The 24,963-nt window shown below is 59.9% G+C and carries 24 protein-coding genes; 8 read left to right on the plus strand and 16 right to left on the minus strand.

What is annotated here, in order from left to right; translation table 11 throughout:
• Positions 1–14 precede the first annotated feature (14 nt).
• The 6 genes from ACTRWK_RS01110 to ftsY all read right to left on the minus strand — a co-directional run bounded on the left by ACTRWK_RS01110 (position 15) and on the right by ftsY (position 5,848).
• Positions 15–251 (minus strand): hypothetical protein, encoded by a 237-nt coding sequence (locus tag ACTRWK_RS01110; RefSeq protein WP_005854202.1) that lies wholly within the window; start codon positions 249–251, stop codon positions 15–17.
• A gap of 227 nt (positions 252–478) precedes the next feature.
• Complete coding sequence (gene folE2, locus ACTRWK_RS01115) at positions 479–1,567, minus strand: GTP cyclohydrolase FolE2 (RefSeq protein ID WP_289081262.1); 1,089 nt, start codon at positions 1,565–1,567, stop codon at positions 479–481.
• Between the two features lie 93 nt (positions 1,568–1,660).
• Complete coding sequence (locus ACTRWK_RS01120; protein WP_037944554.1) at positions 1,661–2,845, minus strand: aminotransferase class V-fold PLP-dependent enzyme; 1,185 nt, start codon at positions 2,843–2,845, stop codon at positions 1,661–1,663.
• 263 nt (positions 2,846–3,108) lie between these two features.
• Complete coding sequence (locus ACTRWK_RS01125) at positions 3,109–3,714, minus strand: inner membrane-spanning protein YciB (RefSeq protein WP_037944555.1); 606 nt, start codon at positions 3,712–3,714, stop codon at positions 3,109–3,111.
• Between the two features lie 12 nt (positions 3,715–3,726).
• A complete protein-coding gene (locus ACTRWK_RS01130; protein ID WP_289081261.1) occupies positions 3,727–4,629 on the minus strand; it encodes a DMT family transporter in 903 nt (300 codons plus the stop codon).
• 22 nt (positions 4,630–4,651) lie between these two features.
• Positions 4,652–5,848, minus strand: coding sequence for a signal recognition particle-docking protein FtsY (gene ftsY, locus ACTRWK_RS01135; RefSeq protein WP_289081260.1), 1,197 nt, complete (start codon positions 5,846–5,848; stop codon positions 4,652–4,654).
• A gap of 126 nt (positions 5,849–5,974) precedes the next feature.
• Between ftsY and ACTRWK_RS01140 the strand changes: the two genes are divergently transcribed.
• Entirely contained in the window at positions 5,975–6,844 is an 870-nt protein-coding gene (locus ACTRWK_RS01140; RefSeq protein ID WP_462843760.1) for a lytic transglycosylase domain-containing protein, read from the plus strand.
• A 30-nt stretch (positions 6,845–6,874) separates the two neighbouring features.
• Here the strand turns inward: ACTRWK_RS01140 and ACTRWK_RS01145 are convergent, their stop codons facing one another.
• On the minus strand, positions 6,875–8,587 hold the full coding sequence (locus ACTRWK_RS01145) for an NAD(P)H-dependent oxidoreductase subunit E (RefSeq protein WP_289081258.1): 1,713 nt from the start codon (positions 8,585–8,587) through the stop codon (positions 6,875–6,877).
• A gap of 170 nt (positions 8,588–8,757) precedes the next feature.
• Between ACTRWK_RS01145 and ACTRWK_RS01150 the strand changes: the two genes are divergently transcribed.
• Both ACTRWK_RS01150 and ACTRWK_RS01155 read left to right on the plus strand, forming a co-directional pair.
• Positions 8,758–9,771, plus strand: a complete 1,014-nt coding sequence (locus ACTRWK_RS01150; RefSeq protein ID WP_037944560.1) for an alkane 1-monooxygenase — start codon at positions 8,758–8,760, stop codon at positions 9,769–9,771.
• A gap of 32 nt (positions 9,772–9,803) precedes the next feature.
• Positions 9,804–10,199: a hypothetical protein gene (locus tag ACTRWK_RS01155; protein WP_037944561.1), complete on the plus strand. Its 396-nt coding sequence runs from the start codon at positions 9,804–9,806 to the stop codon at positions 10,197–10,199.
• 3 nt (positions 10,200–10,202) lie between these two features.
• Here ACTRWK_RS01155 and xseA read toward each other — a convergent pair whose 3' ends face one another.
• Entirely contained in the window at positions 10,203–11,738 is a 1,536-nt protein-coding gene (xseA, locus tag ACTRWK_RS01160) for an exodeoxyribonuclease VII large subunit (protein ID WP_037944562.1), read from the minus strand.
• Between the two features lie 84 nt (positions 11,739–11,822).
• On the opposite strand from xseA, the gene purD reads away from it, so the two are divergent.
• On the plus strand, positions 11,823–13,088 hold the full coding sequence (gene purD / locus ACTRWK_RS01165; protein ID WP_005854217.1) for a phosphoribosylamine--glycine ligase: 1,266 nt from the start codon (positions 11,823–11,825) through the stop codon (positions 13,086–13,088).
• A gap of 86 nt (positions 13,089–13,174) precedes the next feature.
• On the opposite strand, the gene ACTRWK_RS01170 is transcribed toward purD, so the two are convergent.
• Both ACTRWK_RS01170 and ACTRWK_RS01175 read right to left on the minus strand, forming a co-directional pair.
• The gene (locus ACTRWK_RS01170; protein WP_462843761.1) at positions 13,175–13,906 is read right to left on the minus strand and encodes an FG-GAP repeat domain-containing protein; all 732 of its coding nucleotides are present in this window, start codon (positions 13,904–13,906) and stop codon (positions 13,175–13,177) included.
• A gap of 20 nt (positions 13,907–13,926) precedes the next feature.
• On the minus strand, positions 13,927–14,250 hold the full coding sequence (locus ACTRWK_RS01175) for a 2Fe-2S iron-sulfur cluster-binding protein (RefSeq protein WP_005854231.1): 324 nt from the start codon (positions 14,248–14,250) through the stop codon (positions 13,927–13,929).
• Between the two features lie 384 nt (positions 14,251–14,634).
• Between ACTRWK_RS01175 and ACTRWK_RS01180 the strand changes: the two genes are divergently transcribed.
• The gene (locus ACTRWK_RS01180; protein ID WP_289081256.1) at positions 14,635–15,003 is read left to right on the plus strand and encodes a peptidoglycan-binding domain-containing protein; all 369 of its coding nucleotides are present in this window, start codon (positions 14,635–14,637) and stop codon (positions 15,001–15,003) included.
• Here the strand turns inward: ACTRWK_RS01180 and ACTRWK_RS01185 are convergent.
• Both ACTRWK_RS01185 and ACTRWK_RS01190 read right to left on the minus strand, forming a co-directional pair.
• Positions 15,000–15,758 (minus strand): ABC transporter ATP-binding protein, encoded by a 759-nt coding sequence (locus ACTRWK_RS01185; protein WP_289081255.1) that lies wholly within the window; start codon positions 15,756–15,758, stop codon positions 15,000–15,002. The genes ACTRWK_RS01180 and ACTRWK_RS01185 overlap by 4 nt on opposite strands.
• Positions 15,755–16,747, minus strand: a complete 993-nt coding sequence (locus tag ACTRWK_RS01190; protein WP_289081301.1) for a FecCD family ABC transporter permease — start codon at positions 16,745–16,747, stop codon at positions 15,755–15,757. Before ACTRWK_RS01190 ends, ACTRWK_RS01185 begins: the two co-directional genes overlap by 4 nt.
• A 248-nt stretch (positions 16,748–16,995) precedes the next feature.
• Here ACTRWK_RS01190 and ACTRWK_RS01195 point away from each other — a divergent pair, with 248 nt between their 5' ends.
• Positions 16,996–18,093 (plus strand): AI-2E family transporter, encoded by a 1,098-nt coding sequence (locus ACTRWK_RS01195; RefSeq protein ID WP_005854243.1) that lies wholly within the window; start codon positions 16,996–16,998, stop codon positions 18,091–18,093.
• Here ACTRWK_RS01195 and ACTRWK_RS01200 read toward each other — a convergent pair.
• The 3 genes from ACTRWK_RS01200 to dctP all read right to left on the minus strand — a co-directional run bounded on the left by ACTRWK_RS01200 (position 18,079) and on the right by dctP (position 21,209).
• On the minus strand, positions 18,079–19,479 hold the full coding sequence (locus ACTRWK_RS01200) for a TRAP transporter large permease (RefSeq protein WP_005854245.1): 1,401 nt from the start codon (positions 19,477–19,479) through the stop codon (positions 18,079–18,081). The genes ACTRWK_RS01195 and ACTRWK_RS01200 overlap by 15 nt on opposite strands.
• A 2-nt stretch (positions 19,480–19,481) precedes the next feature.
• Positions 19,482–20,111: a TRAP transporter small permease subunit gene (locus tag ACTRWK_RS01205; protein WP_005854247.1), complete on the minus strand. Its 630-nt coding sequence runs from the start codon at positions 20,109–20,111 to the stop codon at positions 19,482–19,484.
• A gap of 81 nt (positions 20,112–20,192) precedes the next feature.
• Positions 20,193–21,209 (minus strand): TRAP transporter substrate-binding protein DctP, encoded by a 1,017-nt coding sequence (gene dctP / locus ACTRWK_RS01210; RefSeq protein ID WP_005854249.1) that lies wholly within the window; start codon positions 21,207–21,209, stop codon positions 20,193–20,195.
• A 380-nt stretch (positions 21,210–21,589) separates the two neighbouring features.
• Here dctP and acs point away from each other — a divergent pair, with 380 nt between their 5' ends.
• The gene (gene acs / locus ACTRWK_RS01215) at positions 21,590–23,545 is read left to right on the plus strand and encodes an acetate--CoA ligase (protein WP_289081254.1); all 1,956 of its coding nucleotides are present in this window, start codon (positions 21,590–21,592) and stop codon (positions 23,543–23,545) included.
• Positions 23,546–23,607: 62 nt separating this feature from the next.
• Here the strand turns inward: acs and ACTRWK_RS01220 are convergent, their stop codons facing one another.
• A complete protein-coding gene (locus ACTRWK_RS01220; RefSeq protein ID WP_037944573.1) occupies positions 23,608–24,123 on the minus strand; it encodes a DUF992 domain-containing protein in 516 nt (171 codons plus the stop codon).
• 281 nt (positions 24,124–24,404) lie between these two features.
• Between ACTRWK_RS01220 and ACTRWK_RS01225 the strand changes: the two genes are divergently transcribed.
• The gene (locus tag ACTRWK_RS01225) at positions 24,405–24,923 is read left to right on the plus strand and encodes a flavin reductase family protein (protein ID WP_051577585.1); all 519 of its coding nucleotides are present in this window, start codon (positions 24,405–24,407) and stop codon (positions 24,921–24,923) included.
• Positions 24,924–24,963 lie beyond the last annotated feature (40 nt).

Consider the following 24,963-nt stretch of genomic DNA (forward strand, 5'->3'; position numbering starts at 1 on the left):
AACCTGTGAACCGATCAGACGTAATATGTGTCGCGGAAAACATGGTGCACGATGTCATCACGTTTGATACCCATCGCGGCCAGCTCTTCGTCGGTCTTGGACTGCAGGAATGTCACCTGACGCATCCGGCCCGAATTCGCACCCGCTGCGATCAAACCGTTCCAGATGGCAGCAAAAAACCCGCCGATGACGGCGAAGGGGGCTTTGATGGTGGGGACGTTGCTTTGCGAAATTGTGCTGTTGTAAGCCATAATAAACTCTCGATTTATCTTGGCATTTCTGCCGGTTACCTTGTTCTGCCTCTTAATATAACGAAGCAATCCGCAATGAGAACCGACGTTTCTGCATAGCAGCATCCCAAAGATGCCGCATCGCAGCATGGCTTTGTGCATGTTTCAAGCAGGCACCACAAACCTCCGCGCAATAAATGCGCCGAATGAAAACATGTCAGAGTAACTGCCCTAAAACCGTACTAGCATCAGCCGACGTGAAACAGCGTGCTGAACAGTCTGGGGTCAATGCTTTGAGCCGCAAAGGTATCGCCCTGCGTCAGAACAGAGATCGCATCATGACTGTGCAGGCTTTCTTGGTGGCTGGCCACAACGCGAAAATCACCCACCCGCGGTTCGGCTTGCAACTGCTCGCAGAACAACCGCGCCGCGTCTTCGACAAAGATCGGGTTAGCGGCGTTCAGCTCGGCAAACGCCTGTTCGTCCTCGCGTTTGACCATCACCTGGGTCTCTGTTGGCACCGCACGCCGCGCCGCGTCGATCAGGTCTTCGAACCACAGGCAGCTTTCCTCGCAGTTCACCTCGACCGAGATCCGCGCGACAGAGCGTTGCGAATGCGGCGTGGCAAGCTGCCCCCGTGTCGCACGGGCATGCTCGGACAGCTCCAGCGAACAGGGACAGGTAGAGGAATAGACGTAATCAAGGTGGATGATCTTCTTGCGCGCGCCTTCGGCCTCGACCAGCTCAAGCGCAATGTCGTAATACTGGTAGCCCGACAGCCCCGACCGCAGGCTATCAATCTGCACCGGAAAGGAAAACCGCATCTGGATGCGGGCATCATAGCTTTCGAGGTCGGACTTATAATCATCCAGCGCAGCTTCCATCACCTCGAAGCTGAACACCTCATCCGCATGTTTATAGAAACTGCGCATGATGCGGGACATGTTAATGCCCTTTTTGTCTGCCTCAAGGCTGACCGATCCGGTGACCGATGTCTCGAGCGTCAGATCGCTGCCCTCGCGGGTGTGAAACCGCATGGGCAACCGAAAGTTCGAAATCCCCACGTGCTGAATCTGCTGTTTCGCACCACGGATCAGGCTCGACGGTCCGTTTTGCAGATCGGGTAGCGTGGCCTTATAATTGTCACCCACGGCGAAATCACTGGGGTAATCGCGGCTGAACTGGGGGTAGCTTTCGGCGCTTTGCAGCAGACGGGCCAGCGACGGGTCCAGCGTCTCAATCTCGGCGGTGCTGGCCTTGCGCGCCCAGGCCCGCAACGTATCAAGTGCGGCAACCGCGTCATCACGGTCCGGTATCACTGTCGCGGCGATATTCATAGCAAGGCCCTTTCGCAAGTTGCCCCCTATATAGGCGATATCGGGGGCTTTACCAATGCTCCGTCCAGCCAAGCAGGCAAAGCCCCCGAGTGATCACTTCAATGTGTCCAGCGCCTGACGGATATCGGCAATCAGATCATCCACGTCCTCAAGCCCCGCAGACAAGCGCACAAGGCCGGGGCTGATCCCCAGCGTGGCCTTCTGGTCATCCGGCAAACGCTGGTGCGTCGTGGTCGCCGGATGGGTCGCAATGGATTTCGCATCGGCGAAGTTGTTCGAGATGGTGATAATCTCGAGCGCATTAAGGAATGCAAAACACGCCTCCTTACCGCCCTTGACCTCTACCGCCAAGACGGTCCCCGCCGACGGCGCATGAGACGTGGCGAGCGCGTGCTGCGGATGGCTGGGGTGTGTCGGATAGCGCACAGCGCTCAGCTTGGGGTGCCCGTTCAGCGCATCTGCGATCTTATAGGCGGCATCCGCTTGGGCACGCACACGCAGGTCGATGGTTTCAAGCGCCTTGAGGTGGGTCCAGGCGGTAAACGGGTTCATCGCGCCGCCGGTGTGTTTCATATAGGCTTCGATGGGTCCGCGGATCAGCTCTTTGGGGCCACAGATCGCACCGCCCAGCATACGCCCCTGCCCGTCCACATGTTTCGTGGTCGAGATAATGGCGATATCCGCACCACATTCCTTGGCATAGGAAAATACCGGCGTCGCCATCGCGTCATCCGCCAGCACCAGCGCGCCGACGGCATGGGCCGCTTTCACCACATGGCGCATGTCAACGACTTCCAGGGTGGGGTTCGAAATGCTCTCAAAGAAGACCATGGTCGTGTCAGGGCGAATGGCAGCATCCCAGGCCGCATTATCCGTGCCGTCGATCAAGGTCACCTCGACCCCGAAACGCGCCAGGATATCCTCCAGCACATATAGGCACGACCCGAAAAGCGCGCGCGCGGCGACCACGTGATCGCCTGCTTTCAGCAGCGATGTCAGCGCGCCGCTGACCGCCGCCATACCAGAGGTACAGGCGAAACAATCCTCATACCCCAAAAGGCCCGAGATCCGGTCCTCGAACATGCGCACCGTGGGGTTGCCATAGCGGGCATAGATAAACTCGTCATCCCCCAGCGACTGGAACCGCGCCTCGGCCTGTTCGGCGCTGTCATAGACAAAACCCTGTGTCAGGAACACGGCCTCGGACACTTCGTTATACTGGCTGCGGCGGGTGCCACTGTGAACAGCCTTGGTCCGTGGTTTCCAATCAACGCTCATTCTCTCATCCTTCCTGTCCCGCCGTGCAGCGGGCGTAAAAAAACCCCAGACGCGGTCAAGCGAAAGGGGGCTTTCATCCTGACCTTTTAGCGGAATTTGGCAGGTTTCTCTGCCCGTGGCCCGCAATCCGGTATCAAATCGCCACATGTCATCTGCTACGCCCCTCGCCCGCTCGCGTCAACTATAACAGCGAGCCGCCTTCCAAATGGCCGTAAATCCCGGGGGTGCTGCCCCATACGGGGCAGCGGGGGCTGGCCCCCGTCCTAGCTTTCGTCTTTTTCCAAACCATAGGTCTGGAACAGCCGCCCTTGCGTCATGAAAAACACAAACACCGCCGCCGTCAGCCCGAATGTCTTGAAATACACCCAAGTCTCGGTGCTGGCAAAGCGCCAGATCAGCTCGTTCGCGAGCGCCAATCCGAAAAAGCACAGCATCAGCCGTTTGGTCAGGATCATCCAGCCGGCGTCATTCAAAGGCATCATCTCTTCCATCACGAACTTGAGATAGGATTGCCCCCGCGCCAGACCGATCGCCAGCAGCGCTGCAAACAAAAGGTAGATGGCGGTCGGCTTCATTTTAAAGAACCTCTCGTCATTCAGCCAAACCGACAGGCCCCCGAACAGCGTCACCAGAATGACTGTGGCAACCTGCATGCGGCTGATCTTGCCCGTCAGCGCCCACAGCGCGCCCGTCGACAGGATCAACAGCGGTACAAAGGCCGCCGTGACCACAATAAAGCCGCTGTAGTCGGTGCCCCAAAGGGTGAAGGTCTCGTCCTTGAAGCGCAGATAGGCGACAAAGAATATCAGCACCGGCCCGTATTCCAGCGCCGATTTGACGAAAGGGTTTATCTCGCGTGTCGTGCTCATCTTGCTCTCCAGTTATCCGCCCATTTCGACGATCACCGCGCCAAGCGCGATCAGCGCCATCAGGGCAATACGGCGCGGGCCTACGGTTTCTTTCAGCACCAACCATCCGATCAGCGCCGCAAACACGGTCGAGGTTTCACGCAGCACGGCGGCCTCGCCCACTTTGTCCAGACGGGTCGCCAGCATGATCGAACCAAAGCTGAAAAAGGCGACAAAGCCACCCGCCACGCCGCGGGTCATCAACGGTCCAAGCTCGGGGCGATCCTCCATCCGCAGCCAGCGGCGCGCGGCGATCACGGGCATGACCAGCCCGTCGATCATGAAAAACCACGCCAGAAAGGTAAACGGGTTGTCCGTCGCGCGGATGCCATAGGCGTCGAACGTGGTATAAAGCGCCACGAAAAGCCCCGTCAGCACCGCCAGCCCAAGGGCCGCGTTCAGCGTATCGCGTTCGGACACGAGGTAGACAAAGTTATACAGCGCCAGCCCGAAGATGCCGGCCACCAGCACCGCAACGCCCAACCATTGCACGCCCGAAAAGCTCTCTCCAAAAATGAGGTAGGCGCCGATCACGGTGAACAAGGGCCCCGTGCCGCGCACCACAGGGTAGACGACCGTATAGGCCCCCTTGGTGTAGGCCCAGGCCTGTAACAGCTTATAGACAATATGGATCGCCCAAGCCCCGGCAAAAATGACCCACATATGGGGCTCGGGCCACGGCACGACAAACAGTGCAAAGGGGGCTGCTATCAGGCAATAGGAAAAGTCGATCGCCCCGCGGGTCAACCACGGATCATGCCGCCCTTTCTGAAGCGCGCCAAAAACGGCGTGCAGAAAAGCCGCGGCCAGCGCAAGCCAAAGCGCCGCTTGGTGCCCCGCTGCGGTGCCTTCAATTTGGCTGATCCATTCGGTCATGTCGCCGAACCTTTATGCTGCGTCACTGCGGGTCCAGCCCCATCAAGGCATCCGCAAACTCCTGCGGGTCAAAAGGCTGCAGATCATCAATCTGTTCGCCCACGCCGATGGCATGGATCGGCAGCCCGAACTTATCCGCAAGCGCCACCAGCACACCGCCCTTGGCCGTGCCGTCCAGCTTGGTCATGACCAGACCGGAAACATCTGAAATTTCCTGAAAAACCTTCACTTGGTTGAGCGCATTCTGCCCTGTCGTCGCATCCAGCACCAACAGAGTATTATGCGGCGCGCTTGGGTCTTTCTTGCGAATGACCCGCACGATCTTGGCCAGTTCTTCCATCAGGTCGCCGCGGTTTTGCAACCGTCCGGCCGTGTCAATCAGCAGCAGATCAGCGCCGTCACGCTCCGCCTGAGTCATCGCGTCAAACGCAAGGCTCGCCGGGTCCGACCCCTGCCCTGCGGTCAACACCGGCACGTCGGCACGGTCGCCCCAGACCTGCAATTGTTCGACAGCGGCGGCGCGAAATGTGTCACCGGCGGCGATCACGACGTTCTTGCCTGCGGCTTTAAACTGGCTGGCCAGCTTGCCGATTGTGGTCGTCTTGCCCGACCCGTTTACCCCCACCACAAGCACCACCTGCGGTGTCTTGGCATAGATCGGCAAAGGCTTGGCAATCGGGTCCATGATCCGCGCGACCTCTGTCGCCATGAGGCGTTTGATCTCGTCTACAGACAGACGCTTGCCAAAGCGCCCCTCGGCCATATTCGCGGTGACGCGCAGGGCCGTATCCACGCCCATATCGGTCGAGATCAGCAGCTCTTCGAGCTGTTCGAGCATCTCGTCATCCAGCACACGCCGCACAACAGGGGCCGCGGCGCTGCGTCCCATCAAGCGGCCCATCAGACCGGGCTTGGCCGGTGCAGGCTCGGGGGGTGCGGGCACCAGATCGGGGGCCACGGGGGTCATCGTCTCGCGCAGCGGCACGGGCGCGGGCGTATCCTCTTCATCCGCGGGCATCGGTGCGGGTTCATCATCCATCGCTTCGGGCAATGCTTGGGCCGCGGCCTGCGGCGCCTCCATCACCTGATCGACGGGAACTTCATCCACCGTTTCAGGGGTATCCGTCGCCCCGCCATCTTCGACAATCGCCTCAAGCCCCTCGTCGATCTTGGACGAGGATTTGAACATTTTGGATTTTAGCTTTTGAAAAAAGGCCAAGCGCGCTCTCCGAATTGTCAGGCGTTTTCTATGATCTATAGGCTCGACCGGCGGGATGGAAGGGCGACAAGAGCAATTGACAGCTAGGGGCCCGTCGCGCACCAAGTCTGCATGCGGTTTTTATGGGTGCTCTGGGTAATACTGATGGCAGGGGCGGCGCAGGCCGAGCCGGACCAGCGCTACTGTTCCAGCACCAAATGGGGCCATGCCCACTGCATCCGCCCTGCGCATTTCGTGTATGACACGTGCAACGCGATCAAGGTCTTTTCCGAGCGGCACGGGCTGGACAGCGGATTTTTCGCACGGCTCATCTGGCAAGAAAGCCGGTTTGACCAAAACGCGTTGAGCCATGCCAATGCGCGCGGCATTGCGCAGTTTATCCCCTCCACCGCCGCGTTGCGCGGGCTGAAAGACCCGTATAATCCAGCTGACGCACTGGAACACTCTGCCCAGTATCTGGCTGAAATGACGCAGAAATACGGGACCGAAGGGCTGGCCGCGATCGGCTACAATGGCGGTGAGCGCCGTGCAGAGGGGTTTCTAATCGGCAAAGGACTCGCCCCCGAGACGGTCGCCTATGTCCCCATCATCACCGGTCTGGACGCCGAACAATGGCGCGATGCCCCGCCCAAAACGCCCGATTTCCGGCTCTCAAAAACGCAAGCTTTCCTGCCCGCCTGCTACGAGATGGCACGCAATCGCCGGGTGACCGCCCTAAAGGTGACACCCCCTGCCCTGGTGATCAAACCCTGGGGGGTTCAGGTATCCTTCGGGACCAGCAAGGACCGCGCGCGGGATAAAGCCAATGCCCAGACAGCAAGCTGTCGCAGCGCGGTAAAAGGGCGGCGTCTGGATTTCCTGTTCAAGAAAAACCGCGTGTCGCGCCGCAAAGGATTCTACTTTGGACAATACGGCAGCAACACCCGCACCGACGCCCAGCGCCTGTGCGACAGGATGCGCGCGACGGGGTGCACCTGTTTGGTGGTGCAGAACTAATTCCCACTTTGAAGAAACGTCTATCCCGTTCTAAACCTCGTCGGGGAAGTGTTTGATGACCAAGCGGATCGGGTTCGGCGCTGCCTGCCCCAACCCGCAGATAGAGGCATCGACCATAGCGGTCGATAGTTCTTCCAGCAGGGGTTTATCCCAGCGGTCCGCCTGCATCAGCTTGACGGCTTTTTCGCAACCCACGCGACAGGGGGTGCATTGCCCGCAGCTTTCATCCTCAAAAAAACGTAGCATATTCAACGCTGCGGCCTTGGCGCTATCTTGGTCCGACAGCACCACTACTGCTGCAGAGCCGATGAAAGACCCGTGCGGCTGCAATGTATCAAAGTCCAGCGGTATGTCATCCATCGCAGCGGGCAGCAGCCCCGAAGATGGCCCACCCGGTTGATAGGCTTTGAACCGGTGCCCGTCGGCCATGCCACCCGCAGCCTCGATGACATCGGTGATCGTGGATCCCGCAGGCAGTTCATACATCCCCGGTTTGGCAACGCGCCCGGATACCGAATAGCTGCGCAGGCCCTTGCGCCCGTTCTTTTCCGTGCTGCTCAGCACCTCGGGCCCTTCGCGGCAGATGCGCGCCACCCAATGCAGGGTTTCAACGTTATGCACCAAGGTGGGCCGACCAAAGATACCCACCTGCGCCACATAGGGGGGACGGTGCCGCGGCAGCCCACGCTTGCCCTCGATGCTTTCAATCATCGCGGATTCTTCACCGCAAATATAAGCCCCCGCACCGCGCCGCAGATCAATGTATCCTGCGGGAACAATGCCTGCAGCCTCGAGCGCCGCAATCTCTGTCCGAAGGAGCGCGAGCACCTGCGGGTATTCGTCCCGCATGTACAAGAACACTTTCTCTGCCTCTACGGCCCATGCGGCGATCAGCATCCCCTCTAGGAAAAGATGTGGTACGCGTTCCAGGTACCAGCGATCCTTGAAGGTGCCGGGCTCCCCCTCATCGCCGTTGACCGCCATATAGCGCGGGCCCGCGTTATCCCGCACGAACCCCCATTTCTTACCCGACGGGAAACCGGCGCCGCCAAGACCGCGCAAACCAGCGTCGAGCAGGTTTTGCTGCACGTCCTCCCAATCGCCATCACGGCGCAGTTTCGTGAGCGCCTCATACCCCCCGTCAGCGACATAGGCGTCGAACGCTTCGTAGTCGGGCATATGAACATGGGTATCGCCTGCCGCGATGACCTGCTTCACCTGTTCCAAGGTTGCGTGGTCGACAAAGTTATGCCCGATCTCAAGCGCCGGTGCCGTATCACAACGCCCCATACAAGGCGCACGCACGACACGCACCTCTGACGCGTCCAACCCATCTTCCAGTGCGGCTTTCAACGCCTGCGCACCGGCCAATTCGCAGGACAGAGAATCGCAAATCCGTATGGTCAACGCGGGCGGTGGTGTTTCCCCCTCTTTCACCACGTCAAAATGGGCATAGAACGTTGCGACTTCGTAAACTTCGGCCATGCTCATGCGCATTTCTTCAGCCAAAGCGCGCAGGTGCGCCGCAGAAAGATGCCCGAATTTATCTTGAATAAGATGCAAATGCTCAATCAGCAGATCGGCACGTCGCGGTTTATCCGCCAATAAGGCGCGCACCTCATCCCACGCGTCCTCTTGCAGCTGGCGACCCTTGGTATGGCTACGCCCCTTACCCTTGCCGGATTTCCACACACCTTTGCGCGGTGCGTTTGCATCTGAGGTATCATGATTATCCAACGCCATCGGGCTGCCCTCTCGTATCGCTTTCGCATCACGCTATCAAAGCCGCATCAGCTTGCGCAGAGTAAAAGCGACCAATCCGCAGCACTTTACGCGGTAGCTGCGGCGACCTAGGCCCTTTTTCACGCGCCGTTTCGCGTATAAGAAACACGCATCCCCAGCGGAGCCGCCCTATGTTCTGGTACAGCATCGCCAGCCTGACCCCAGCGATATTTCTGTTACTCGCCTGTCTACGCGGCGGCCCCTGGCCCCTGATCGCGCTGCTGTCGATCACTGTGGTCGTGTTCTTCCTTGATAGGCTATCTCGCCGGCTGCCAGTGCGAAACTCTTCGGGTCGTGTTCTAAGCCTGACACTGGCCGTTGTGCATTTCACGCTTTTGCCCCTTGGGGTCTGGGCGCTAGGCGCAAGCGACACGTTGAACGTGACCGACAAGCTGTTGATTTATATCGGGCTTGGTTTGTTTCTTGGCCAGATCTCGAACTCCAACGCGCATGAGCTGATCCACGCCGCATCGAAATGGCGCCGACGGATCGGCACCGCAATTTATTGCAGCCTTTTGCACGGCCATCACGTGTCGGCCCACCTGCGCGTGCATCACATCTACGTCGCAACGGAGCATGATCCGAATTCGGCCAGATTGGGCGAAGGCTTCTATACCTATGCCCTGCGCGCCCTAAAAGGCGAGTTTATGGCCGGGCTACGGGCTGATACGCGGCAGCGGCGTGGAAAACGGCACCTGTTGTCACACCCTTATGTCACCTATGTCACCGGTGCGTTGATCACCCTCGCCGCCAGCTTTGCAGTGGCCGGAGCACGTGGGGTCGTTGCGATGCTGGCGCTGGCGGCCTATGCGCAAATGCAGCTGTTGCTGTCCGACTATGTGCAACACTATGGCCTGCGCCGCAAAATATCCGAAAATGGCAAGCCCGAGCCCGTGGGCCCGCAGCATAGTTGGAATGCGCCTGCGTGGTATTCCTCGGCGATGATGCTGAATGCGCCGCTCCATTCGGACCATCACATGCGCCCCTCGCGCGCCTTTCCGGCGCTGGAACTGACACCGGGCACCATGCCGATGCTACCACGATCCCTGCCGGTGATGGCAGTGCTGGCGCTGGTCCCACCGCTGTGGCACCGGGTGATGGACCGCCGTGTTGCGCGTTGGCAGCCGGTCCGCGATCAAGACTAGATCACGCCCCGGGTTTCTGGCACGCTGCGGCTATGAAACAGCTTGCCCTGATCCTCGCCCTGACACAGGCCGCCCCTTTGGCCGCGCAATCCATGATGTCCGCGGCAGAATTTGACGCCTATACACGGGGCAAAACCCTGTTCTACGCCCAAAACGGAGAGACCTACGGTGCCGAGCGGTATCTGAGCGACCGGCGCGTCGAATGGTCCTTTCTGGACGGTGAATGCAAGTCAGGCAGCTGGTACGAAGATGCGGGCAAGATTTGCTTTACCTATGACGAGAACCCGACACCCCAGTGTTGGCGCTTTCGCGAAGGGGCGGCCGGGTTGATCGCACAGTTCGAAAACGACCCGACCACCACCGAGCTTTACGAGGCGCAAAACAGCGGTCAGGATTTCACCTGCCTCGGCCCGAAAGTAGGGGTCTGAGACCTAGAAGAGACTGCCTTGTTCGGGCGCTTTCTTGGGGGTCTTTTTGGGGGCCGCCCCGCCGCCGATCTTCATCTTGCCGTCGATAAATTCAATCTCGAGCGCCGAGGCATCCTGCGCCGCCTGCTTGGTTGTCACCACGCCCCCGTCGCCGCGCACCACGGCGTAGCCCCGTGCCAGCGTCGATTTATAGCTTAGCATCTCATGCAGACGGTCAAGCCCTGCAATCTGTTTGTGCCAGCCTTGGGTCTGCCGTTGCCCAGCATCTGAAAGTCGCCGCGCAAGCGATTGAAAGGATTCCTCTTTCCGCTTTCGGTCCTGCTCTAACGCGTCGGGGCGGAATCGGGCGATCAAACCTTCAAGACGGCGCTTTTGCTCGCGGCCCAATGCCTCGGGGCGGAAGCGATCGGCCAAGGCGGCCAGCCTGCGTTGCTCTGCCTGAAGGCTGCGGCGCAGGGTGGCAGGGCGCAACGCGCCAGAGATGTCAGAGAGATGCACCTTTCGTTTCTGCACACCCGCGGTCAGCGCCGGACCCAGACGGGCGCCGCGCATATCGAGCCGCTGGCGCGGACCATCAAGCAGGCTGTCGGGCCGAGGCAACGCGCGCGCCATGTCGCGCAACCGCTGGTCACGGCGCGCAAGGCCCTGGCTGAGCGCTTGGGTCATCCGTGCCTCCTGCCCATCAAGCAGGGCGACAAGTTCATGGCGCACAGGCACCGCAAGCTCGGCTGCCGCCGTCGGCGTGGGCGCGCGCTTGTCAGAGACATAGTCGATCAGCGTGGTATCGGTTTCATGCCCCACCGCCGAAATCAGCGGAATGTCGGAGGCTGCGGCTGCCCGAGCGACGATCTCTTCGTTGAACCCCCATAAATCCTCGACCGAACCGCCGCCGCGCGCCACAATCAACAGATCAGGCCGCGGCAAGGCTCCGCCCGGGGTCAGCGCGTTGAACCCCGCAATGGCGCGCGCGACTTCTGGCGCGCATTTCGCCCCCTGCACGGCGACGGGCCAGATCAACACCTTGCGCGGAAACCGGTCGCGCAGACGGTGCAGGATATCGCGGATCACCGCCCCCGAGGGCGAGGTCACGACGCCGATCACCTCTGGCAGGTAGGGCAGCGGGCGTTTGCGTTCAGGGGCGAACAGCCCCTCGGCCGCCAGCACCGCCTTGCGTTTTTCCAGCAACGCCATCAGCGCGCCCATGCCCGCGGGTTTGATATCCTCGATCACGATCTGGTACTTCGACTGCCCGCCAAAGGTGGTGATGCGCCCCGTGGCAATCACCTCCATCCCCTCTTCGGGTTGGGTTTCAAGCCGTGCTGACACGCCTTTCCAGATCACACCGGAAATTACCGAACTGTCGTCCTTGAGATCAAGATAGATATGCCCTGAACGTGGCCGGCTGACACGCCCCACCTCGCCGCGAATCCGTACATGGCCGAATTCGCCCTCGATCACCCGTTTGATCGCGCCCGAAAGCTCGGTCACGGTGAATTCGGGGCTGTTCTGCCCCTCGCGCGGGTCGTCGATCAGATCCATCAGCGGTGTCTTTCCGTGTTTATCTTGTGTCGGGCTCAGTCCCAGCTTAGAACGCGCAGCAACCAAGGCCAAGGGAGTGCAACCATGAACATCCTCATTCTGGGCAGCGGCGGGCGCGAACACAGCCTGGCCTGGGCCGTATTGCAAAATCCTAAATGCGACAAGCTGATCGTGGCACCGGGCAATGCCGGAATCGCCGCCATCGCGGATTGCGCCAGTTTCGACATCAACGACGGGGCCGCGGTGGTCGGTTTTGTCGACGAAAACAACATCGATTTCGTCATCATCGGGCCAGAAGCCCCGCTTGCTGCAGGCGTTGGCGATGATCTGCGCGCTGCCGGCGTATTGGTGTTTGGCCCGTCAAAAGCGGCCGCGGCGCTGGAAGCCTCCAAAGCCTTTACGAAAGAGATCTGCGACGCCGCAAACGCCCCCACTGCCGCCTATGGGCATTTCACCGACGCAGACGCTGCGCGGGCCTATCTGGCCGACCACCCTGCCCCGATCGTGATCAAGGCCGACGGCCTTGCAGCGGGCAAAGGCGTGATCATCGCCGAGACCGATGCCGAAGCGCTGGCCGCCGTCGATACGATGTTCGACGGCACCTTCGGCGACGCGGGCGCAGAGGTGGTGATCGAAGAGTTTATGGACGGCGAAGAAGCGTCCTTTTTTGTTTTATGTGACGGCGACACCGTACTGCCGATCGGCACAGCCCAAGACCACAAACGCGTCGGCGACGGCGATACCGGCCCCAACACCGGTGGCATGGGGGCCTATTCGCCCGCGCCGGTGCTGACCGACGAGATCGCCGAACGTGCGTTGGCAGAAATAATCCGCCCGACCATGGCCGAAATGGCCAAGCGCGGCACGCCCTACCAAGGGGTGCTTTATGCCGGTTTGATGATCAAGGACGGTGCCCCCCGTCTGGTCGAATACAACGCCCGTTTTGGCGACCCTGAGTGTCAGGTCCTGATGATGCGTCTTGGCGCGCAGGCTTTTGACCTGATGCATGCCGCCGCCGAAGGGCGGCTGAACGAGGCCCGCGTGAACTGGGCCGACGATCACGCTGTCACCGTCGTTATGGCTGCGCAAGGCTATCCCGGAAGCTATGACAAGGGCAGCGTTATCAAGGGATTGGATGCCCTACCAGAAGACAGCCGCAACATGGTGTTCCATGCGGGCACCGCCAAGAAAGACGGGGCGATAACGGCCATCGGCGGACGGGTACTGAACGTCACGGCGCGCGGCGACACCCTGGCCGAGGCACAGGCGCGCGCCTATGAGATGGTCGAGGCGATTGACTGGCCGGGCGGGTTCTACCGCCGCGATATCGGCTGGCGTGCGCTGTCCTGAGGGCGCGGCCTGCTGGTTTGACGAGACCGACCGGGGGCTCGCCCCCGGACCCCCAGGATTTCAACCATTTGGAAGCAGGTCTGTGCTTAGTTTGGGCTGAGCGTACAGGCTTGGGCGGCGGCGGTATTGCTGGCGGTGAAGGGCACGTCGAAGCTTCGCGGGCTTAGTGTTTTGCCGTCAAGCTGAAGGGCCACCATTTGCGATGGCGCACTGCGCTGCCACGGCATCTGCGCAAGGATTAATTCGGGGTGTGGGCCGCATGTGCGGATACCCCCCGCGATTTCCGGATCACCGATGCGGTGGTTGGTGAACCCCTCTGCCGTAGCAATGACGGTGAGGCTGCTGTTATCGTAAGCGAGCAGCTGCACCGAACCGGACAGATGCGGTGTGACGACGATCGCGATCTCGAGCCGCCCATTTCCGGTGAAGTCCGCAGCACCAATCGGGGCAAGCCAGCGGTTCTTCCGCCCGATAAAGGGCGTCTGTGCGATGCGCCCGGACGCGCCATAGACCGCAAGCCGCGCACCTTTGGACTGATGGCTTTCAACCACGATCACTTCGGGTTGGCCATCACCATCCAGATCCGCAATCCGGGGCGATGTGTCTTCGAATACAAGGACTTGGGGCGAGATTATGCGGCGGCTGGTGCCGTCAGCCAACCCCAGCGTCAGGCTGCCCCATTCGACCGCATCGCCCAATACGCCGTGATCATAGCGTGTGGTCGGATCACCAAAGCTGGCGCGGGCGATGCCTTGCGCTGAAGCGGGCAGCGCATTGATCACGCATGCCGCAACGATCGGCAAAAGGCGCGACGACATATGTCGCGCCAGCCGTCGCATCAGATCTGCTTTTCGGGCATTTTCACGCGCAGGCCGTCCAGCGCGTCTGTGACCTTGATCTGGCAGGTCAGACGGGACGTGGCGGGATCGGGCTCGAACGCGAAGTCGAGCATATCTTCTTCCATGTCGTCCTTGGCGGGCACTTTTTCGACCCAGTCGGGATCCACATAGACGTGGCAGGTGGAGCAGGCGCAGGCACCGCCGCAGTCGGCCTCGATCCCGGGGATGTTATTGTCACGGGCCCCTTCCATGACGGTCAGGCCATTGGCCACATCGACGACATGTTCGGTGCCATTGTGTTCTACATAAGTGATCTTGGCCATCTGAATGCCCCTTCGAATTTAGAATTTCGACATATGTAAACAGCAGCCCGCGGCTTCGCCAGCCCCTTTTCACGGCTCAGGCAAGGGGATGGCATTATTCACATCCCTATGGGCCTATCATCTAGGCAATGCTGCGAAAAGCCGCTAGCCTGCGACGGACCCTTTGACCCGCAAGGCCCGGCTGTGCAGTATTTCTCCCGATCACATTTAATTCAATTTGCCTGCGCATTTACGGTTCTCGTCTCGCTCGGAGCGTGTAATGCCGCCTCCCAAGACGCAGAGGCCCCCGAGCCTGGCGTTCGCGAGGCGACAACCAAGGGCCCGGCAGGGGCTGCACCGGGCAGCTGTTGGGGGCGGACCGTATCACCTGCAGTGATCGAAACGGTGACCGAGCAGGTACAGGTGCAGCCAGCGCAGATCAGCTCTACCGGCGAGATCCAGTCGCTGCCGATCTACCGCACGGAAACACGGCAAAAGATCGTCTCTCCCCGTGTGGACAACTGGTTCGAGACGCCCTGCACCAGCGCGCTTACGCCCGACGTGATCGCAACGCTGCAACGTGCGTTAGAGGCGCGAGGGTTCTATGGCGGGGCCATTAATTCGGAGCTCGACGACGCGACACGGCGGGCAATGCGGGCGTATCAGATCAGCACTGGCGGGCCCGATAGCCCCGTTCTTGCACTGGCCACGGCGCGATCATTGGGTGTCATCGCTGTGGACATCCCCGGCGTTTCTCAAGACAGCAGCGGTTAAGAAACGACCTCAAGCGGTTGGAAAACAAAACCTTTGTCGGTGACTTCACTGAACGCAGTGATGCCGAAGACGGCTTTGACAATCTCTGTCGTCAGCGCCACCTGTGGCAAGTCGTCTGCGACAACTGCGCCGTTGTGCAACACGATCAACCTTGTGCAATGCCGCGCTGCCAGTCCCAGATCATGAAGCGAGACGAGCACCCCACGCCCTTGGCCCGCTGCTTTGGAAAAGCTTTCCATCGCGGCGATTTGATGGGCGGGGTCTAGCCCGGCGGTGGGCTCGTCTGAGATAAGCAAGGGTGCCTCTTGCGCGAGGCTACGGGCGATCAGCACGCGCGCCTGCTCCCCACCCGATAGCTGTGTGGCGGGACGATTGCGGAAGGTGTCCAAACCCATCTGCGCAATGGCACGATCTACGGCAGCCTGATCTTCTGCCTGTATTTTCTGCCCGCCCAGTAGATGGGGTGTGCGGCCCAGTCGGATGATCGTTTCAACCGTGACCGGCCATGCAATCTCGCGCGATTGGGGCATCCACGCGGCGGCGCGCCCGCGCATGCGCGGCGCAAGTGCGGCGATTGAACTTTGGCCATCAGCGGGGATCAGGCCCAGTGCCGCGCGCATCAAGGTGGTCTTACCGGCACCATTCGGCCCAACCAGGCCTACGACCTCTCCTTCACGTATGGTAAGGTTGATGTCGGATAAAACGGTTTTCCGCCCCCGATGAACGGAGAGGCTTTGCAGTGATAGCAGGGTCATAGCCCTTCCCTCCGCGTGCGATAGATCAGGTGGAGAAACAGCGGCGCGCCGACCAATGCCGTCACAACCCCAAGCTTGAGATCACGGTCGGGCACCACAAGGCGCACAAGGATATCCGATGCGAGGATCATCGCCGCGCCGCCAAGTGTCGCGGCCCATAGCAGCGCCCCCGGTCGCGCGCCAACAAAGCCACGTAACAGGTGCGGCATGACCAGCCCCACAAACCCGATCGCCCCCGCCACGGCGGTAGAGGCACCAACGACCGCCGCCGTACCGATAATAACCGTGAGGCGAAGCCGGAATAGGTTGATCCCCATCGCCTCTGCCGCGTCTTCGCCCAAGGTCAGCGCGTCAAGCCCGCGCCCGAGGGTCGCCAACAGGACACCGCCCCCAAGCAGAAAGGGCATCGCGATCCAGACATGGGTCATGGACCGGTCCGCCAGGGAGCCCATCATCCAGAATACGATCTCATTCGCCGCATAGGGGTTCGGCGACAGGTTCAGCACCAGCGAGGTCAATGCCGCAGCAAAGGCCGATATTGCGATACCAGCGAGGATCAGCGCCAGTGACGTGCCCCGAGGGCCTGCCAACAGCAGCACCAACAACACCCCCATCAGGGCACCGCCAAGCGCCATCGCGGGGAGCGCGAGCGCTGCAAGCGCGGCCAATCCGGTCTGTATCGCCAGCACAGCCCCCAACGCTGCAGAGCCCGAGACCCCGATCAGCCCCGGATCCGCCAACGGGTTGCGCAGATAGCCCTGCATCGCAGCGCCAGAAAGCCCCAAGGCACCGCCGATCATCACGCCCAATAGCGCACGCGGGAGCCGTATCTCGCGCATGACGGTGGCCAGCGGGCCGCCCTGCCCGGTTACCAACGCATTCAAACTGTCGCCCACGGAAGCGCTGGACGGGCCAATCAACAGCGACCCGACAAATAGCACGCACACAAGGCTGCCGAGACCAAGCGCCAGGACCGCTGACCGCCCCATCAGCAACCGACCCCGGCACATCGGCATTTCATCTGCCCCCCTGCATAGGGCGCAACACTTAACATTGGGTGAATGGATATGCTCATCGTTCCGCTCATAATTTCTTCGCGATCCTCCTAGTTTCATCACAGTTGCGCGCAACCTTCGAGGGGCGTTTGGTCACTGCCGCAATATAAGCTCACACACCCGTGAACTTTTCCACGCGCTACGGCGTTGAGGTTTAAATCCTTCAACTGCTGGAGCCATATTTGGAACATCTGCCCTCAATCCGGCGCTCTCTTCAGTTGCTGGTCCTGATTTCCCTTTTCGTCACCGCGTATTTCGCCAAGGACTTGATATTGCCCATTGTTCTGGGCTTTTTGCTTGCCCTGACCCTGTCGCCTGTGGGCCGCGCGCTGTATCGCATCGGCGTGCCGCATCCTGTGTCGGCCTTTTTGCTGGTGACCGCGACGAGCTTGGTGATTGCTGCCGTGGTTTTACTGTCCGCCGGCACCGTGGCGATCTGGAGCGACGAGATCCCGGAAATGGGCCGCGAGATCCAGATAAAGCTGAGCGGCGTGAGCAATGCGGTCGAAACGATGCGATCTGCCTCGGAAGAGGTAGAGAAACTGGGCACCGAAACCGGCGGCAAACCGCAAGAGGTCGTCGTGCGCCAACCTGGATTGCTCGATACCGCGATGGATACGGTGAGCAAAACAGGGGCGTCGCTGGCGGTGATCCTGATTCTGGCGCTGTTCCTACTTGGCTCCGGCGAGCTGTTTTACTTAAAACTTGTGCAATCCATGCCGACGTTAACGGAAAAGAAACGTGCGCTGCATACGGTCTATGACGTGGAGAAGCGGGTGTCGCGCTACCTGCTGACGATTGCCACGATCAATGCCGTGCTCGGCATATTAGTCGGGACCTATCTGACAGTGCTGGGCTTGCCGTCGGCCTATATCTGGGGGATCGCGGCGTTCATGCTGAACTTCCTGCCTTATATCGGCGGGTTTGCGGGGGTGCTCTTGGTCGCGGGATTCTCTCTCGTGACGTTTGATACCATCGGTTATGCGATGTTGGCCCCGATCGGTTACCTGACGCTGACCCTCTTAGAGGGGCAGATTATTACCCCGTGGCTGGTCGGGCGCCGGTTGGAGATGAATACCGTCGCGGTATTTCTGACTGTGGTGTTTTGGGGGTGGCTATGGGGCATCCCCGGCGCATTGGTCGCGGTGCCCTTTCTTGTGGTGTTCAAAGTCGTTTGCGAGAACTTTGAACCGCTTCATACCATCGGGAATTTCCTGTCCGCAGAGCAGGTTAAACCCGATGATATGAAGGATCAGGAAGTCATGTCAGCCAGCGAGTGAGGGCAGCCACAACACGATGGACGGGAAGGCCACCAACAGCGCGATTGTAACGGCATCCGCGATAAAGAACGGTGTCACGCCCTTGAACACGTCCTGAACGCTCAGGTCAGGGCGTACCCCTGCAACCACAAAGCAGTTGAGGCCAATGGGAGGCGTGATCAGACAGAACTCTGCCATCTTCACCACCAGGATTCCGAACCAGATCGCACACATCGGCCCCGACATGCCAAAGGCGCTATCCGCAGCAGAGACGAACTCGCCCCCGTTCAGCGCCATGACGGCAGGATAGACCACCGGAAGTGTCAGAAGCAGCATGCCAATCGCATCCATGAACATCCCCAGCACCGCATAGGCCAGCAGGATGCACACGAGGATCAGGATCGGCGAAGCCTCAAGCCCCGAAATCCAGTCGGCGAACGCGCCCGGCAGATCGGCAAAGCCCAGGAACCGAACATAAATCAGCACGCCCCAGATGATGGTAAAGATCATCACCGTCAGCTTCGCGGTTTCAAGCAGCGCGTCCTTAAGCTCGGCCCACCGCATGCCGCGATAAAGCGCCATTAGGAACACGATAAACGCGCCCACGGCCCCGCCCTCGGTCGGGGTGCCCCATGCGTCGCCGAAGGGGTTGTAAACAAAGAAAATAATGATGATCACAACCGCAAAGATCGGCATGGCGGCAGGGAGAGACGCGAACCGTTGCTTCCAGGTAAAGCCGCTTACAGGGGGGCCGACGCTTTTCCAGATGGTCGCAATGCCCACGATCAGGACGGCATAGACGATGGCCGAAAACGCACCGGGGATAAAGCCCGCCAGAAGCAGCTTGCCCACGTCTTGTTCAACGATGATCGCATAGATGACAAGAATCGCTGACGGCGGGATCAACGAGGCCAAAGTGCCCCCGGCCGCCACGACGCCCGCCGCGAATTTCTTGTTGTACCCAATCGCCAGCATCTCGGGGATGGCGATACGGGCAAAAACCGCTGCCGTCGCGACCGAAGCACCGGAAACCGCCGCAAAGCCCGCGGTTGCAAAGACAGTCGACACAGCAAGACCGCCGGGCAGCCAAGCAATCCAGCGTTTTGCGGCCTCGAACAAGGCGCGGGTCAGACCGGCGTAATAGGCAAGAAAGCCGATCAGAATGAAGGTGGGAATCAAGCTTAGCGTCTGGCTCGACACTTTGGAGTGTGGCACCTGCCCCGCGGTCTTGATCGCGACCGTCAGCGCCCAGTCCAGTTCGGACCACTGCATGCCTTTCTTGGACCAAAAGATCCAGATCAGGCCGACCAGACCCGCCATTGCCGCGGCGAAAGCCACGCGCATACCGAGCACCACCATAAGCAGCAGCCCGCCCGAGACCCATAGGCCAATTTCAATAGGATCCATAATCAGTCCCGCCCGTCTAGATGTTCAGCTTCCGCCATCGCCTGTTCGGCCGCGGATTGTACCAAGGGTACAGCAACGGGGTTTTCCAACCCCAATACAAAGGCCCGCCCATAGCCCCAGATCTGCAGCAGCAACCGCAGAGCCAGCACCGTAAAGGCCATTGGCACGATCAGTTTCGCAGGCCAAATCGGCAGACCGATATCGATGGAGCTGTCACGGCTCCACATCGGGGCGGCGAAGTCAAAGCTGCGCTGGAAATGTGCCCAAGAGCCCCAGATCAGCGCCAGCATAAGGATAAAGATCAGCACGACCGAGAATGTCTCGGCGGCCCATAGCGCGCGGCCTTTAAGCTGGCCGATCAGGATGTCCATGCGCACATGGCCGCCGTTCCGCTGGGTATAGGAAATGCCCATGATCGCGATCAACGGCATGGCGAATTCAATCCAGTCCACATACCCCGCCAGCGGCGTGCCAAAGAACTTGCGGCCGCCAACGGACCAAACGGCAAGCACCATCAGCATGAAAACGGCAATACCAGAGACCAGAGCAAACACGGTTTCAAGGCGTAAAAGCCCTTTGTCGATACGGCTAAGCAGACTGCCGTCTTCGAGCACGGCGGAGGAACCGGCCATGATGCTTTCCTTTCAAATGAGTGGGAGGGAGATCGTACAAACAAAGGGGGCCTGCATCGGCAAGCCCCCTCCCCGCGCCAATTAGTTGGACGCGCGTTTTTCTTCAAGCGTTTTGACGACCAGGTCATAAAGCTCTTGGCCAGGGATGCCTTGGGCTTCCATATCCTTGATCCAGGCTTCACGCGCAGGGTCAGCTGCCTTGGATTTGAACTCGGCCAGAACTTCGGGCGTGAACATCACTTTTTCAACGCCTTTTTCTTCCAGCACGGCGTCCCAGCGGTTCAGCAGCTCGCCATAGTTCGCCAGATAGTGATCCAGCGCCTCATCGACAGAACCGTCCAGCGCTTCTTTTTCCGCGTCCGACAGGGCCTCATAGGCATCGATGTTCACCACAACAGGGCAGTTCACCGTGCCGGGGTTGAGGTTCGCGGTCCACCAATCGGCCTTGTTGATCGTACCAAAGCTCAGGTGGGCGTGCTGCGCGAACGCCACGGTATCCACAACACCGGATTCCATTGCGTTATATGCCTCGGAGGAGGTCACGGAGGTCGGGACAGCGCCCACGGTTTCAAAGGCTTTGCCCAGACCACCTGTCGCACGCACGCGCATGCCGTCAAAGGATTCCAGCGTATCGCGAGGCTCGCCCGTGCCAACAAGATTGTACTGCGGCATTGGCGAGGTCATCAGCATCTTGGCGTTCCACTGTGCCATCTCTTTGGCCACGGCGGGGTGTGCATACACAGCGCGGGATACGGCGACTTCTTCTTCAAGGTTCTGAACCCCAAGGAAGGGCAGTTCTAGCACGGTGATCGCGCGGTTCTTGTCGGCGTGGTAACCAGCACAGAATTGCGCCATCTCGAAGGCACCGATGGAAATACCATCAAGGTTGTCTGAGTTCTTGGACAGACCGCCATAGCTGACATTGATGGTGAATTCGCCATTGGTCTTTTCGGACACAAGCTCGGCAATCTTTTCGACATGCTCGGTGAAGGCACGACGTTTACCCCAGACAGAGGCGTTCCATTCCGTCGCGGCCGCTTGCGAGGCAAAAGCGAAAGTCAAAGCGCAGACAGCTGCGCCGTTCAGTAGATTGTTCATTGATATCTCCCTTATGCGGGCTGTTTGGGGCCCGCTTGGGCGAAATACTATCCTTAGGGCAACTTGCTGCCAACCCCTGAACATATCTCTTGATTGCCCCTGTGGGAGCCTTCGGCGAGGATTTTTCACCATTTGGAACCATGCCCCGCGCGCGATCGGCCCCGTTAACAGGCAATCGGTGCTGTTTCCTAGGGTTTTGGCAGGGTTGTCAGCGAAATTTACTAGTCTGCGCAGAAAACGGAAAAATATTTACAGACAAACCGCGTGTTTCCATATGCTTATTTCCTTCTTTTCACTTCCCGTTATGATCTGCCAAGGGAGAGCCGCCGCGCCTATGCGTCCGAGCGGCAGAAAACGAACAGAGTTCTGAGGGAGGAACCATGTCCAACGTCGCCACACAGACCTATCCGCCATCCGACGACATGGCGGCCAATGCCCATGTGAACGCCGCGAAATATGACGCGATGTATCATGCCTCTATCGCGGACCCCGAAGGGTTCTGGCTGGAGCAGGCGCAGCGCATCGACTGGATGAAGCCATTTACCAAGGTCAAGGACGTCGATTTCACTTTCGGTCAGGTCAAGATCAACTGGTTTGCCGACGGTGCGCTGAACGTCAGCGCCAATTGCATCGACCGTCATCTTGAAACGCGCGGCGACCAGACCGCGATCATCTGGGAGCCGGACAGCCCGGACGAAGAGGCGCAGCACATCAGCTATCGCGCCCTGCATGCCCAGACGTGTAAAATGGCCAATATCCTGCGCGATATCGGCGTCGGCAAAGGCGACCGGGTTATCATTTACATGCCGATGATCCCCGAAGCCGCCTATGCCATGCTGGCCTGCGCGCGCATCGGCGCGATCCATTCGATCGTCTTCGCCGGGTTCTCTCCGGATGCGCTGGCGGCACGGGTACAGGGGTCGGACGCCAAGGTTGTGATTACCGCAGATTATGCGCCCCGCGGGGGCAAAGCGACACCGTTGAAGGCCAACGCGGACAAGGCTTTGGCAGGCTGCGACCCATCGGTCAAATGTCTGGTTGTGCGGCGCACTGGCGGTGATGTGGCATGGAATGATGCGCGCGACGTGGATTATACCGCGCTTGAAAAAGAGGCTTCTGATACTTGCGCGCCGGAAGAGATGAACGCCGAGGATCCGCTGTTCATCCTTTATACCTCTGGCTCGACCGGTCAGCCCAAAGGGGTCGTGCATACGACGGGTGGCTATCTGGTCTATGCCGCGCTGACCCACGAGGTCACGTTTGATTACCACGATGGCGATGTCTATTGGTGCACGGCCGATGTGGGCTGGGTGACGGGCCACAGCTATATCGTCTACGGTCCGCTTGCCAACGGGGCGACAACGCTCATGTTCGAAGGCGTGCCCACCTACCCCGACGCCAGCCGCTTTTGGCAGATCTGTGAAAAACACAAGGTAAATCAGTTCTACACGGCCCCGACCGCCATTCGCGCGCTGATGGGCAAGGGCCGCGCCTTTGTTGACGGTTGCGATCTGAGCAGCCTGAAACTGCTTGGCACCGTGGGCGAGCCGATCAACCCCGAAGCCTGGAATTGGTACAATGACGTTGTGGGCAAAGGAAACTGCCCCATCGTTGACACATGGTGGCAGACGGAAACCGGCGGTCACCTGATGACGCCGCTGCCCGGTGCCCACGCCACCAAACCCGGTGCCGCGATGAAGCCCTTCTTTGGGATCAAACCGGTCGTACTTGAACCCACCACCGGTGCCGAGATCGAGGGCAATGACGTCGAGGGGGTTCTATGTATCGCGGACAGCTGGCCAGGCCAGATGCGCACGGTCTGGGGCGATCACGAGCGGTTCGAGCAGACCTATTTCAGCGACTACAAGGGCTATTACTTTACCGGGGACGGGTGCCGCCGGGACGCGGATGGCGATTACTGGATCACGGGCCGCGTGGATGACGTGATCAACGTCTCCGGTCACCGGATGGGCACGGCCGAAGTCGAAAGCGCTTTGGTCGCCCACCCTAAGGTGGCAGAGGCTGCGGTCGTCGGGTTCCCCCATGATATCAAGGGACAGGGTATCTATTGCTATGTCTCTTTGATGAGCGGCGAAAACCCGAGCGAGGACCTGCGGGCCGAGCTGCGCAACTGGGTCCGCTCGGAGATTGGCCCGATCGCTTCGCCCGATATGATCCAATGGGCCCCTGGCTTGCCCAAAACCCGTTCAGGCAAGATCATGCGCCGCATCCTGCGCAAGATCGCAGAGAACGACTATGGCACGCTTGGTGATACATCTACCCTGGCAGAGCCCGAGGTTGTCGACGATCTGATCGCGAACCGGATGAACCGCTGACCACATAACGCGAAAGGGGCACCGAATGGTGCCCCTTTTGCATATCGATCTATTGGCCTGAATTAGCCTTCGACGCGTTGCAGTGTAATTTCACCCACGCCAATGGCAAAGTTTACGCCGTTCTGCGTGTTGACGCTCACCGGTTGCAGCGCCAGCGTGTCTTCCGAACCGCCGACCATGACATTGGCACCTAGGCCAACACCAACAGTGGCTTCAGCAGAAACACCCTGATAGTCGCCGTTCAACCCGCCTTCGTAATATTCAGATTCAGTTGGTGCCAGCACCAACCAGGACATCTGACCATTCTGGGTCTTACCGATATCAATGCCGTAGCGTTTGATGTCGCCGATGTATGTCTCGTCAGCCAGACCCTCTTGCACAGGATTGAAGGTGCAGGTCAGTTCACGGGTAGACCCGAAGATAAAGCCCGTGCCATCACCAACATCACAGCTCAGCGAGCCGACCTCGGTGTGGTCCACAGTCTCGCCGTCGTCGGCCAGTGCAGGCGTGGACAAAGCAGCGCCGGTGACAAGGGCTGCGACAGTCAGCTTGATGGGGGCAAAACGATTCAGTGTCATAGTTAATCCTTCCGGCGGGAAACCCGCCAATAACAGTCGTGAGCGTCGGCATTCGGGTGCCTGTTGGCGGTAGCTGGAACCTCATATCCCAACACCCCTTCTCCGACAGGCAGTCCGAAATCTCACGGTCATGCCTCTCAGTGGGGGAACAACACGGCAGGCGCTATTCGGTTCCAAACAGCGGTATTTATCGACCACCATCGCCACCCGCAGAGGGCGTGCCGCAACGGGCCGGGGTTTGCTGTCTGGACAAATCCGGCTCCCCGTGGCACCGCTGCGGCATGGCTGATCCTTTGCACCACTTCATCCCGCTGCCCGACGCCACAGTCGAGCTACGCCGCGCCTTTGGCCGTTTTGGCACAGGGGTCACGATTGTGACGGTGCAGACCGCGAATGGCCCATTGGGGATGACCGCGAACTCCTTTTCCTCGGTTTCGCTGGACCCGCCCTTGGTGCAGTGGTCCCCTGCGCTCAGTTCCAAACGTCATGACGCATTTACCAACGCGGCGCAGTTCGCTGTGCATATTCTGGGTAGCGGTCAGCGGGCGCTGGCAGATGCCTTTGCTGTCTCTGGCGACGCGTTTGACCAATTCGACTGGACGATTGGCCCCAATGGCGCGCCGACACTGGCAGGCTGCCTCGCCAGCTTCCACTGTGACACCTACGGCGTGCATCCGGCGGGCGACCACTCCATTGTCCTCGGGCAGGTCACGCACGCCGCTTATGACCCCGATGACAGCGTTGCGGGCCTGATGTATGACCAAGGCCGCTATGGCCGTTTTACACCGCTGACGGAATAGCCCGTAAGCCGTTCCAAATGGTCAAAATCCCGGGGGTGTC

The organism is Sulfitobacter sp. G5_S2_6_S6 (assembly GCF_054968505.1).